Below are 10,760 nucleotides of genomic sequence, written 5' to 3'. Positions count from 1 at the left end.
AAAACATCAGGGGGGTCAAAATTGGGCGCCGATACCCCCGTCTAAGGGGTCAAGATTGCATGCCGAAGCACACCCAGATGAGCTTCCCTGACCTCGGGGCCGGCTTCTGGGTGGTTGACACGAACAGCAACAACCCTCTCGGGTTGGACACTGTGACGGTCGCCCCAGGCCGAACGATCTGGCTGGGCGAGACACAGCACGGCTCATTCGTGTCGTCCCAGACACCGACCTTTGTGCCGGGCGGCTCGTCCCGGACGATCCACTACAAGTTCTACAGCATGGGGAGTTGGGGCTGATGGGCCTGCTTGTCTATTACGACCCGGACACCGGGGCCATCAGCTACACGCTCCGCGCCGGGGTGGCGGGGTTTGCCCCGCCGCCCGGCACTCGGATCGAGGTGGAGACGGACAACACCCCGGACCCGCAGCTGTGGAAGGTGGAGGGCGGGCAGCTGATGCATCGCGGGGCCGAGGTTCTGCCCCGCCTGCGCGCAGAGGCCGTTGCGGCGGTGAACGAACGGGCGGGCCTGCGCCGGTCCAGCATCCTGACCCTCGTGGCGGGGCAGGATGTCGTCTACCGCGAAAAGGAAGCGGAGGCCGCCGCGTGGGTGGCGGCCTCGCCCCCCGACCTCTCGGACTTCCCGCTGATCGCGGCGGAGATCGGGATCACGGGGGAAGACGGGCATCAGGTGGCGCAGGTGATCCTGAACCGGGCGCGCCTGGACCGCGAGGCGCTGGCCGTGATCGAGACCGTGCGCCTGACGGCGATCGCGGCTATCGGGGCGGCGGAGGATGAGGCGGCCATCGCGGCGGCGGTGGGGGTGTTTGATGGGTGATGTGGGGGCCATCGATCCGATCCTGAAGCTGCTGGAAGCCTTGGGCACCTCCAGCCCCATCGTCGGCTGGCTGGCCTACATGTGGTGGAGCGTAAAAGGGGAGCGGGACGATGTCCTGCGCCGCCTGCACGAGGCCAACGAGGCGCGGCTGGCGGATCTGCGCGAGGCCGGGCGGCAGCAGGCGGCCACGGTCGAACGCTACGCCGAATTGGCGGCCGGGCAGATCGCCAACGGGGATGCGATCATCAAGATGCTGGAGCGCCAGCCGGGGTGCCGTCATGGGTAGGCGGTGGTTCCGGCGGCGCTACGCCGAGGTGGAAAGCGCCATTGAGCGCGAATGCCATGCGCTTCTTGCCCAGCGGGCGGCGCGTCAACAGGATCTGGACCGCGCCTCCAGCGAAGTCGTTGCCAAGACGGCCCAGATCCAGAACGCCATATCAGACATGACGGAGGCCAAGCGGGGCGGGAATGCATGACCATGTGAAACACTTCTTCGACCTGACGGAGACGCTGACCAGCGCCATGGTCTGGCTTTTGTTCGCGGGCCAGCTGCGGTGGTATCTGCCGCTGGCCTTCCGCTGTCGCAGGCTTCCCCCGGCCGTCGCCGCGCTGGTGTTGAGCCAGACGGCGCTTCTGATCTGCATGGCGCTGCGGGCAGCCTGGTGGGCGCTGGCTCCGGACGAATGGCGGCGCGCGATCGGGCAGGGCCTGCCGAACACGTTCTTCAACTATCTGCTGATCTGGGCGCTGCTGATGCAGATGCTGTTCCAGCAGCGCAGCATCCCCGCCGCGCACCGGCACCGCTACCCCCTGTGGCGGGTGGTGTTCTATCCCGAGCGCGATGGCTGGGTGGCGCGGCGGCTGGAGGCGCTGGTGGCGGTTCTGTCACGGAAGAAGTCGGGGTGAGGTAAGTCTGCTTTTGGGACAAACCCGACATTCGCAGGTGAGCGCGGAGGAGGCGCACTGTCATCAGCATGCAACTGGAAGATTGCGCCGACAGCATTGCCATCAGTCGGGCGGCAGTGCAGCGGCAAGTTCTAGAAGTCTCGCGACGACGGGCGTGTCCTCGTTCGCCCGACCGACGCCAGTGATGCCGGAGAGAATCTGTGGCCCGTCGATCTCCCGGAAGGTCACGCCTTCCAGCTGGATCGTATTCCGCAGCATGCTGGGAATGATCGCCACGGCGTTCCGCAGCGCGACCTGGGTGAGGACGGCCACAAGCGATCCCGGCGTCAGAATGACGCGCGGCTGAAACTGCCCCCTGCGGCCGACCTCCTCGGTGCCGAACACCTGTTCCGGCAGGATGAAGGGGAGATCGTGCAGGTCCTGCGAGCGGACGTAATCCCCCTCCGGCAGGGGAAGCCGCGTCGAGATCGCTGCCACGAAATGATCGGACGACATCCCAATCCCGACCAGTCCGGCCCGGACGCGCACCGGTGCGCGAACGAGAGCAAGGTCGAGGCGATGCTCCGCCACCATGCGCGGCAGGTCTTCCATCACATGCTCCTCCGCGATCAGTGTGGCGGATGGACAGGCCTCCTCGAAAGCGCGGACAAGGCGCTGGAGCACACCGGAATAGGCGGCCGAGCCGACATAACCCAGCCGGACCTCTCCGCCCATGCCGCGCAGAAGATCGCCCGCCACAGCCTCGGCGAGGCCGGCGGCCTGCAGCACCTGGTCCACGGAGCGGAGGAACAGCGCACCGGTGCGGGTCGGGCGCACGCGCCGGCTCGTCCTCTCGAAGATCGGGAAGCCCACGTGATCCTCGGCGTGGCGCACCTGCACCGACAGCGTCGGGACTGAGATGCCAAGCCTCTGTGCGGCGCGCACGAAGCTTAGTTCGTCCCGGATAGCGGCGAGGTAGCGGTAATGGCGAAGTTCCAGCATGCCCGGTCATTAGCTGCAAGCTAACGATCGGGCAAGATATCGCAAATGAAGTCGCGCGACGGCTGCGCTACCTCTTCGTCACAACACATGGAGACGATGATGATTAAGACCTGCCTTGTCGCGATGACAACCTTCGGCGCCCTTGCGCTGCCGCTGAGCGCGGAGGTTCGCATGCAGCCCGTTATCACCCTGCAGACCGCTCAGGACGTGGTCGATGCCGCATTGGAAAAGGCCGCCGCCGAAGGCTGGCCGGGGGTCGTTGCCGTTACCGATCCCGCGGGCGATCTTCTGGCCTTCGCGCGCATGGACGATGCGGCCGTGCCCGCCGGGGTGACGGTCGCGCCCGGTAAGGCCCGCACGGCGGCCCTTTTCGCGCGGCCCAGCGGTGATCTGGAGACCGCCATCAACGGCTCGCGCGCGGCGGCGGCGACGGCGGGCGGCTTCGTGATGATGAAGGGCGGCCTGCCGCTGATCGTGGACGGGCAGGTCGTGGGGGCAATCGGCGTCTCCGCCGATACGCCGGACCACGATCAGGCCATCGCCGAGGCCGGGGCCGCCGTCCTGGCCGAGTGATGGCCGCCGTTCTGCGGGCCCGGCCAAGGCCGACTTCGCAGGATGCGCATATGCAGCGCTGTCGCCGGAAGACTACGCTGCATATGCCGTATGCGGTTTGAGAAGAACGTCCGGTTAGGGCTCTTCGCCACCGCCCCCTTTACTGAGCCGCAATCTACTTAACCCGCCCGCCACTGGCGGGCTTTTTCATATGGAGAGACCATGTCTGCCACTGTCAACAACGCCGTGCTGGACGCGGCGCTGATCGCGATCTCGCGCGCGGGCACCATCCTGTTCTGCACGGATGCCCCGTCCACCCTGGCCTTTGCGCAGGCCATGTCGCTGGGCGATGCGCCCGTGGCCTTTACCCTGCCGATAGACGCGCCCGCAGGTGGCCGGATGATCGTCGCCTCGGTGCAGGAAGGTAGCAACTACAAGGCGGGGGGAGTTCTGACCCACTACGCGCTGGTGCAGGGCGATACGCTGCTGGCGTCCGGGCCGCTGGCCGGGTCGAAGGCCGTCAACCTCGGTGACCCGATCGTCAGCAGCACCTTCGATGTAACGCTGCCCGGTCCGGTGGCCTGACATGAGCCAGGCACGGGTTCTGCTGGTCGGCCCCGGCGGGGCCGGTGGCGCGCCTGCGGGCGGGTTCTCGGGTGGCGGGGGCGCGGGCGGTCAGGTCACCGAGGCGCTGCGTGACCTGAAGGTCGGGGTCTATCCGGTCCGGGTGGGCCTAGGGGGCGTGTCCACCGCGCCCTCCGTCTCCGACACCTCGATCTTCGGTCTGACGGCCGTGGGCGGTCCGAAGGGATCGTCGGGCGGATCGGGTGTGGACGGGTGGAGCGGATCGGGCGGTGCGGGCAGCACCGGGGCCAACACCCTCGGCGGGCAGGCGCAGGGCGGTCAGGTTGGTGGCGGTGGCGTCGGATCAGGCAGCAACGGCGAACGCCATGGCGGTGGCGGTGGCGGTGCGCGTCGGCCGGGTCTGGATGGCTCGGCCGGAAGCACCGGGGGCGAAGGCATCAGTTCGGACATCCTCGGGCTGCTCCGGGTCTTCGGGTCCGGGGGTGGTGGCGGGCGACGTGCTGGCACCTCGGCGGGTGGCACTAACGCCGGGGCGAACGGCGCGGATGCGGTGGACGGCTTCGGGGGTGGCGGGGGTGGGGCCTATGGCAACGGCAGCGCGCCGGGCCAGGGCGGGTCCGGCCGGATCGTCATCCGCTACCGCACAGGCACGATCCGCGCGACGGGCGGCACAATCACCCAAGTGGGCGACGACACGGTCCACGACTTCACGGCGGACGGCACCTTCCGGGTGCAGGCGATCGTGGTGCAGCCGCAGGGGCTTGTCCTGCCGCTGCGCCTCGGCCGGCCGGTCCTCGCGGCCGTCACGCGGTTGATGCCGGTGGGCTTGCGCCTGCCGGTGGTGTTGGGTGGCCTTCCTCTGGTCACCCGCGCGCAGGTGGCGGCGCAGTCCTTATCGCTGCGGATGATGCTGGCACGGCCGCGCGTGACCTTGCCGGTGCGACTGGTGACGGAGGCGCGCACGGTCCCGGCCGTCATGGCGACGGATGTGTCGCCCGCGTGGATCTACCACCACCCGGCCGAGGTGCTGGATTATGCCATAGACTGGTCGGAGTGGCTGGAGGCGCTGGCGGACGACAGGGACGCGGTGGTTTCGGCCACGTGGTCGGTCCCGGCGGATCTGGTGATTGGCGACAGCGGCTTCATCACCCCGCAGGCGGTGATCTGGATCGGGGGTGGGCGGCCGCATCAGCGGTACCGGGTCGACTGCACCCTGACCACGCAACGTGGCCGGTCAGCCGTGCGCAGTCTGCACCTTTACGGGCGTGGATCATGACATTCCGGCTTCGGGCTAACGTCCTTATCCCACAACACATCAGGGGCAATCCTGCCCCAAATAATCACAAGCTTGGCGATCAAGGATCGTACGGTGAAGTCGAAGCCGGTTGTGAGTGGACAGGGCTTACACAAACACAAAGGCACACTCTTAAGGACTTACCCCTGCCCACTCGATGCACCTACGGATCAGGTAACGTCAAAGTTGCATTGCATTGCGATAAAATCATAGTCCAAGGCCACGTGGCCGACGCGATGCGACAGACGGTAATGCTACCGTCATATCAACAAAGCAGAACCTAGGCGGGTTTCGTGGTGAAGAGCGCTGAGGCACCTGCTGCGCTTCCGGGGCTTTCGCCCTGCCAGGCCCTTCTCTGACAGCTGGTCTGCCTCAACTTAAACAACCATAAGGAGAGTAATTCCGTCGTCAATAGGGACAATACGGGGCTGGTCATTTCTTTTCACAGCGAGCCTTGCTCGGGCGGGATGGCTTTTACAAGCGCGATGAACGCCAGACGGGCTCTTGCATGTGTCCCGTGCCCATTCCTTGCCGCCAGAAGTCGTCGAAACAGCGCGGAGCGTTCTCGGATGGGAAGCGTCTGCCAGTGCCGGTTCAGAAAAAGCAACGCTTCCTGGCTGTTGCTGATCTTCTCGCCGGTTGCGGCGATGATGACAGGCTCAGTCCACGCTGGTGTCACTGGTACCTCACAACGACTGGCAAACATATCACTCACCTAGGGTTGATGGAGAAAGCGTCAGCCTGAGTCTCGCAGACTTTTTTCCCTAAATTCGCCCCGCCATCGTGCGGGGCTTTTTCATTTGGAGACACCAATGATCCCTGCAGGGTTCAAGGGCCGCGCTGTGCGGCTGACGGATATAGACGTGGCCCGATGTGGCCGCCTGATCGGTACGGGCGAAGACGAGATCCGCGCCGTGATCGAGGTGGAGACCGCCGGGGGCGGGTTCGATTGGCAGGGCCGCCCGCGCATGCTGTTTGAGCCGCACGTGTTCTGGCGCGAGTTGGGGGCGGGGCCGAAGCGCATGGCCGCCGAGGAGCAGGGGCTGGCCTATCCGAAGTGGAAGGCGGGCAGCTATCCCTCCGACAGCTATCCGCGTCTGGCGCAGGCGATGCGGCTGGACCCGAACGCGGCGCTGCGGTCGTGCAGCTGGGGCCTCGGCCAGATCATGGGTTTCAACCACAAGGCCGCGGGCTATGCCTCGGCCGGCGACTTGGTGGTGGCCTTCTGCGACAGCGAAAAGGCGGGGCTGGAGGCCATGATCCGCTTCATCCAGTCCGAGGGACTGGACGACGAACTGCGCCGCCACGACTGGTCCGGCTTCGCGCGCGGCTACAACGGGGCGGGCTATGCCACCCACGGCTACCACATCCGTCTCGCAGCCGCCTTCGCCAAGTGGCAGCGGATCCCGGACGCGATCGACGCGGCGCATCCGAACATCGGCCTCGGGGCGCGGGGCAAGGCGGTGCGGCTGGCGCAGAAGCGCCTCCGCGCGCTCGGCTTCGATCCCGAGGGCGTGGACGGGATCTTCGGCGCGGACACCTACGACGCCACCATCGCCTTCCAGACCTCCGTTGGCCTGACACCAGACGGCATCATTGGCCCGAAAACGTGGGCCGTTCTTACCCCTGAATTGGAGACAGCATGAGCCTTGCAAAACAGACCTCCCTCGCACCCACGAACAAGCTGATGGCGGGAGGCATAAGCGCGGCCGTCATCACCTCCGCCTGGTCCGAGGTGTTCGCGGCGTGGCCCGCGTTCTCTGGTCCTGGCATGTCGACGCTGGCGGGGATCCTGATCGCCATGGCGATCGGCTATGTCGTGCCCGATCGCTTAAACGCCCCGGTGGAATGATGGAAGGGCTGATCTCCATCCTCGGAGCGATCGGGACGGCCATTGCGGCTGTTCTGGTCGCCTACCTGCGCGGCAAGTCGAAAGGGAAGGCGCAGCAGGTGCAGGCCGAACGGCAGCGCCAGACGCAATCCTACATCAACACGAGGGAGAACGCCGATGCGGCAGATGTTACTGGCAATGCCCATGCTGGCCGTGAGTGGCTGCGCAACCGCGATCCCGACCAGCGGTGATGCGATCTGCGATGCCACCCGTGGCGATCGGGCCGCGCATGCAGGAGCGCTGGCGGATGAGGGCAGCGATCGGGTGGTGGTTACGGGCCAGACGCTGATCGCGAGGATCGATGCGGGGTGCCGCGCCTCGCGCTGATGAGAACCGCCACCGCCCCTCGGCGGGGGCTTCGGCTGCATCGAAGGTCGTTCCCTCAGCCCGACCGGCTGCGTGACGCCTACGCGATCAGGCCCGACGGTCTCTAGGCTGGTGAATCTAACGCCGAATTGCGTATACTTGGGACTGTTAGCCGACGCTCAAGCGGAGGGTGATTAACGCTTCAACGCACGCGGGGACGGATAATTGGCAGGGATCATAGGGGCAAGGATAGCTTTTGGCACGGACATGGGTTTCTTTGGTCCAACCGCCTTGTCGCTGTGGTCTGCAACGCGATCAACTCCGAACCTGCGACATATCGACATCCTCAGTCTGAACCTTACCAGCCATGCTATGGATGTGCTCCGCAGGATTGCGGGCGAGAGAGAGGTAAACATCCAATTTCACCTGCTTACGGACGATCACTTCGGTTCAGCGCCTGAGAAGGTCCGCCACCTATCGAAAACCTCACTAGCGCGGCTGCTGTTGCCGAGCTTGGTTCAGGAACGGGTCATATATATCGATGGTGATACCTTGGTGAAGCGTGATTTGGACGATTTGTATAATATTGATCTCAAGGGAAATCTTATCGGTGGCGTAAGGGATTTCGGAGTGGTCAAACGTCTGGACCTGTTGACGCACGGGAAAACTTGGGATCGTCAGGCTGAAACCGAGCAAATCATGGCACCATATCCCCCGGCGGATTATGTTAATGCTGGTGTTCTGTTGCTAGACTGCGTTTCCATTCGTGGAAATAAATGTATCTATTCAGGACTTAGCGATTTCAATAAGGCTTCTAACTATCGAAACTTCGATCAAGATCACATCAACCATTTATTCCGCGGTAGGATAAAACATCTTAACCCTGCTTGGAACGACTCCCGCGGGAGAGCGGTCCTGCAACGAACCCGGACCGAACGCCTTTATGGCGCTAGCGCTGAGACAGAACAGGAAAGAAGTGGGATTATCCACTACCACGGGAAGGTCAAGCCTTGGCGAAAGATGGGTTATAAAGATGCCAAGCGAAGCTTACATGCAGTGGCATTGTACAGAATGCACAAATGGATCTTTGACAGGCAGTATTCGAACATCATCTTCTACTGAAGAGAAAGCTAGATTTAGCCTGATGTAGAGAGTTCGACCGGACAAGAGATGCAATGCGTTTCGCTTCGTTTGGCACCGTGTAATCATAGTGTTCCAGTGAACCCAGATAAGGGCGCGTCAACCGGAGCGTCTCTTGCATGTCGGTGTGGAACCGCTCGAACTTTTGTAGTTTCCGCCCTGGCACCTTGCTCAAATCTAGAGAATAGACGGGCTTACCTGTCGAGAGCGCCTCAGAAGGCATAGTGACCGAGTCTTTTGCAATCAAAAATGCATCAGCGGCAGCAAGATATTCCACGTAGGGGTTATGACCCTCACCTTCCCAGATGATAACCCTATCTGACTGGAGAGTTCTAAAGGAGGCTCTTATGTCGCTATTCGTCCTTCGTGACACAGAAAGCAGTACCGTCCACCCTGCCTGAACTTGGTTTTGGATAGCCTCGAATATGGTGGTCAGGCTCTGCCGATCGTATGCGTAGGCGCCGTTTGCGCCACCGATGAGAACAACAGCCACTTGCTCATTATTTGGGGCATAGCGGGCTCGGGCCGCCTCTCGCAGATCTTGCCACATTTCAGGTATAAATCTATGAGGGACACCTACCATTTGGTGGTAGTTGGGACGCGCCTCAAATTCCGTCTTCCAGTCATGTCGAGATACGAATACCATATCATATCCGTCGATCCTCGGGTGCTGGAGATGAACCGCAATTGGCCTGCCACTATAGGCTAATTTCATCTTGATCACATGCGGTTCTGCTTCAGAACCACAGGAAACTATGATGTCAGGTGCGGCTTCATTCGAGTTGAACACAGGCTTCTGAAAAAACCTCGCTAGCCCTTGGCGCGGCACGACTATTTTCTTCTGGAAGTCTTCGTCTAAGATTTTTGCAACCCCGGAACACTGGGATAGCGCACCCATATTTGCCACACTTACAGTCCAAAGCGTCATATTACTCTCCACGGATCTTATTTGGTCACACCTTTAGGCTACCAATTTGAACGGCCACCAGCGCCACCATCGTGATGATCTGGAGAACGAGGGCGATGTGTTGAACTTTCATCCCTTGTTCTCCTGTGCGGGGCGGGACCATCCCGCCCCCTCTACACGTCCCCTTGTAGTGCCGGCGTCCACGGCCATTTAGTATAGCGGTCACCGGTTTGCTGCACGTGCGTATACCGCTGTAGGCTCTGCCAGCTCCTATGACCCGAAACGGCTGCTACATGCGGTATCGTCCACCCCATCTCGAACAGCCTAGTGACACCCTCGTGCCTCAGGTCATGAAATCGCAGGTCTTCGATCCCCAGCAGCTTGCAGGCGCGGGTGAAGGCCGCGCTGATCGCGTCGGTGGAATAGGGGAAGATCTCAACATGGGTCTTGGGCATGCGGCCGATGACAGCCGCGGCCTCGGGAGGGACATCGCACCAGATGTCATTGCCCTTCTTCTCGCCCGGGTTCTTCATGTCGCGCACAAGCACACGTGTTCCCGCGAAATCGTCCCACCGGATCCGCGTGATCTCCTCCTGACGCCGTGTGGAGAACAAGGCGAACAGGACCACAGTATGCATAGGGAGGGCGCGACGTCGATGAGAGCGGTCTTCGAAGTGGGCAAGCAGCTTGTCGAGTTCCTCCAATGTCGGCCGACGCGTGCGGCGGTTGGACTTGGTGGTCAGCCCTAGCCGTTTGCAGACGGCCATGGCCGCGTCCATCTCCGTCTTGTCCAACGGATATCCCCAAGCTGGCTTCGCGATCGCAAACACCGCCGACAGGTGGCTTAGGTAATTCAGCACGGTCTGGGGCTGCACCGTCTTCGAAAGAGTGGTGGCAAAGCTGACGATGTCGGAACTGCGGATGTCACCGCAGCGCTTTTCCCCGATCTCGTGCGAGCTGATGGAGCGCAGCACTTGAGCCTTGGTGCGGCCGATCTCCTTCCGGCTCTCCTTCACATACTTGTCGATCGCCTCGGACAAGGTGCCTTTGGGGTTTCCAAACCCATCTTTCGTGATCTCAGCCTCACGGCGTTTCATCCAAGCGCGGGCGGCGGGTTCACGATCAAAGGTCTGCGCCTCGCTGTGGACCTTGACGCCTCCGCGCTTTATGACGATCTGCGCTGTATAGCCGAAACTTCCGTCCGCGCGCTTGCGCTTGTTGATGGTGCCCACGGTCCTACAAGCCCTTTCACAGTCCTACATTCGTAGGACTACACCTCCGCGAATGGGTTTGAACAGGGGAAAAAGGGGAACAAGTCGGCAGTGTTATGAAAGGGCTTCTGGCCAATGAGCGTTGACAAAAC

General features: G+C 62.7%; 15 protein-coding genes. 11 read left to right on the top strand and 4 right to left on the bottom strand.

Going from position 1 to position 10,760, the window contains the following annotated elements; translation table 11 throughout:
• The first annotated feature begins 295 nt into the window (after window positions 1-295).
• From PIJ50_RS14330 to PIJ50_RS14315, 4 genes are read left to right on the top strand one after another with little or no spacing between them, the layout of a single operon-like run.
• Window positions 296-835, top strand: coding sequence for a hypothetical protein (locus tag PIJ50_RS14330; RefSeq protein WP_271976153.1), 540 nt, complete (start codon window positions 296-298; stop codon window positions 833-835).
• Entirely contained in the window at window positions 828-1,121 is a 294-nt protein-coding gene (locus PIJ50_RS14325) for a hypothetical protein (RefSeq protein WP_271976152.1), read from the top strand. The genes PIJ50_RS14330 and PIJ50_RS14325 overlap by 8 nt, the downstream gene beginning before the upstream one ends.
• A complete protein-coding gene (locus PIJ50_RS14320; protein WP_271976151.1) occupies window positions 1,114-1,311 on the top strand; it encodes a hypothetical protein in 198 nt (65 codons plus the stop codon). The genes PIJ50_RS14325 and PIJ50_RS14320 overlap by 8 nt, the downstream gene beginning before the upstream one ends.
• A gap of 4 nt (window positions 1,312-1,315) precedes the next feature.
• Entirely contained in the window at window positions 1,316-1,741 is a 426-nt protein-coding gene (locus PIJ50_RS14315) for a hypothetical protein (RefSeq protein ID WP_271976149.1), read from the top strand.
• A 102-nt stretch (window positions 1,742-1,843) separates the two neighbouring features.
• On the opposite strand, the gene PIJ50_RS14310 is transcribed toward PIJ50_RS14315, so the two are convergent.
• Entirely contained in the window at window positions 1,844-2,722 is an 879-nt protein-coding gene (locus tag PIJ50_RS14310) for a LysR family transcriptional regulator (RefSeq protein ID WP_271976148.1), read from the bottom strand.
• A gap of 96 nt (window positions 2,723-2,818) precedes the next feature.
• On the opposite strand from PIJ50_RS14310, the gene PIJ50_RS14305 reads away from it, so the two are divergent.
• The 3 genes from PIJ50_RS14305 to PIJ50_RS14295 all read left to right on the top strand — a co-directional run bounded on the left by PIJ50_RS14305 (window position 2,819) and on the right by PIJ50_RS14295 (window position 5,135).
• The gene (locus PIJ50_RS14305; RefSeq protein WP_271976147.1) at window positions 2,819-3,295 is read left to right on the top strand and encodes a GlcG/HbpS family heme-binding protein; all 477 of its coding nucleotides are present in this window, start codon (window positions 2,819-2,821) and stop codon (window positions 3,293-3,295) included.
• Between the two features lie 201 nt (window positions 3,296-3,496).
• Entirely contained in the window at window positions 3,497-3,859 is a 363-nt protein-coding gene (locus PIJ50_RS14300) for a hypothetical protein (RefSeq protein ID WP_271976146.1), read from the top strand.
• 1 nt (window position 3,860) lies between these two features.
• Window positions 3,861-5,135, top strand: a complete 1,275-nt coding sequence (locus PIJ50_RS14295) for a phage fiber-tail adaptor protein (protein WP_271976145.1) — start codon at window positions 3,861-3,863, stop codon at window positions 5,133-5,135.
• Window positions 5,136-5,595: 460 nt separating this feature from the next.
• On the opposite strand, the gene PIJ50_RS14290 is transcribed toward PIJ50_RS14295, so the two are convergent.
• A complete protein-coding gene (locus tag PIJ50_RS14290) occupies window positions 5,596-5,832 on the bottom strand; it encodes a DUF982 domain-containing protein (RefSeq protein WP_271976143.1) in 237 nt (78 codons plus the stop codon).
• Window positions 5,833-5,965: 133 nt separating this feature from the next.
• On the opposite strand from PIJ50_RS14290, the gene PIJ50_RS14285 reads away from it, so the two are divergent.
• The 4 genes from PIJ50_RS14285 (at window position 5,966) to PIJ50_RS14270 (ending at window position 8,472) form a co-directional block, all read left to right on the top strand.
• On the top strand, window positions 5,966-6,799 hold the full coding sequence (locus PIJ50_RS14285; protein WP_271976142.1) for an N-acetylmuramidase domain-containing protein: 834 nt from the start codon (window positions 5,966-5,968) through the stop codon (window positions 6,797-6,799).
• Window positions 6,796-7,005 (top strand): hypothetical protein, encoded by a 210-nt coding sequence (locus PIJ50_RS14280; RefSeq protein WP_271976141.1) that lies wholly within the window; start codon window positions 6,796-6,798, stop codon window positions 7,003-7,005. The genes PIJ50_RS14285 and PIJ50_RS14280 overlap by 4 nt, the downstream gene beginning before the upstream one ends.
• A complete protein-coding gene (locus tag PIJ50_RS14275; RefSeq protein ID WP_271976139.1) occupies window positions 7,005-7,235 on the top strand; it encodes a hypothetical protein in 231 nt (76 codons plus the stop codon). The genes PIJ50_RS14280 and PIJ50_RS14275 overlap by 1 nt, the downstream gene beginning before the upstream one ends.
• Before the next feature lie 340 nt (window positions 7,236-7,575).
• A complete protein-coding gene (locus PIJ50_RS14270) occupies window positions 7,576-8,472 on the top strand; it encodes a glycosyltransferase family 8 protein (RefSeq protein ID WP_271976137.1) in 897 nt (298 codons plus the stop codon).
• Here PIJ50_RS14270 and PIJ50_RS14265 read toward each other — a convergent pair.
• Together PIJ50_RS14265 and PIJ50_RS14260 are read right to left on the bottom strand one after the other, a co-directional pair.
• Window positions 8,459-9,418, bottom strand: a complete 960-nt coding sequence (locus PIJ50_RS14265) for a mitochondrial fission ELM1 family protein (RefSeq protein ID WP_271976136.1) — start codon at window positions 9,416-9,418, stop codon at window positions 8,459-8,461. The genes PIJ50_RS14270 and PIJ50_RS14265 overlap by 14 nt on opposite strands.
• A 152-nt stretch (window positions 9,419-9,570) precedes the next feature.
• A complete protein-coding gene (locus tag PIJ50_RS14260) occupies window positions 9,571-10,629 on the bottom strand; it encodes a site-specific integrase (protein ID WP_271976135.1) in 1,059 nt (352 codons plus the stop codon).
• Window positions 10,630-10,760 lie beyond the last annotated feature (131 nt).

It is taken from the genome of Falsirhodobacter sp. 20TX0035 (genome assembly GCF_028307215.1).
In the GTDB taxonomy this organism is placed as follows: domain Bacteria; phylum Pseudomonadota; class Alphaproteobacteria; order Rhodobacterales; family Rhodobacteraceae; genus Falsirhodobacter.
The sequence above is the reverse complement of the archived record's forward strand: the minus strand, read 5'-3'. Positions and strand labels throughout refer to the sequence as shown.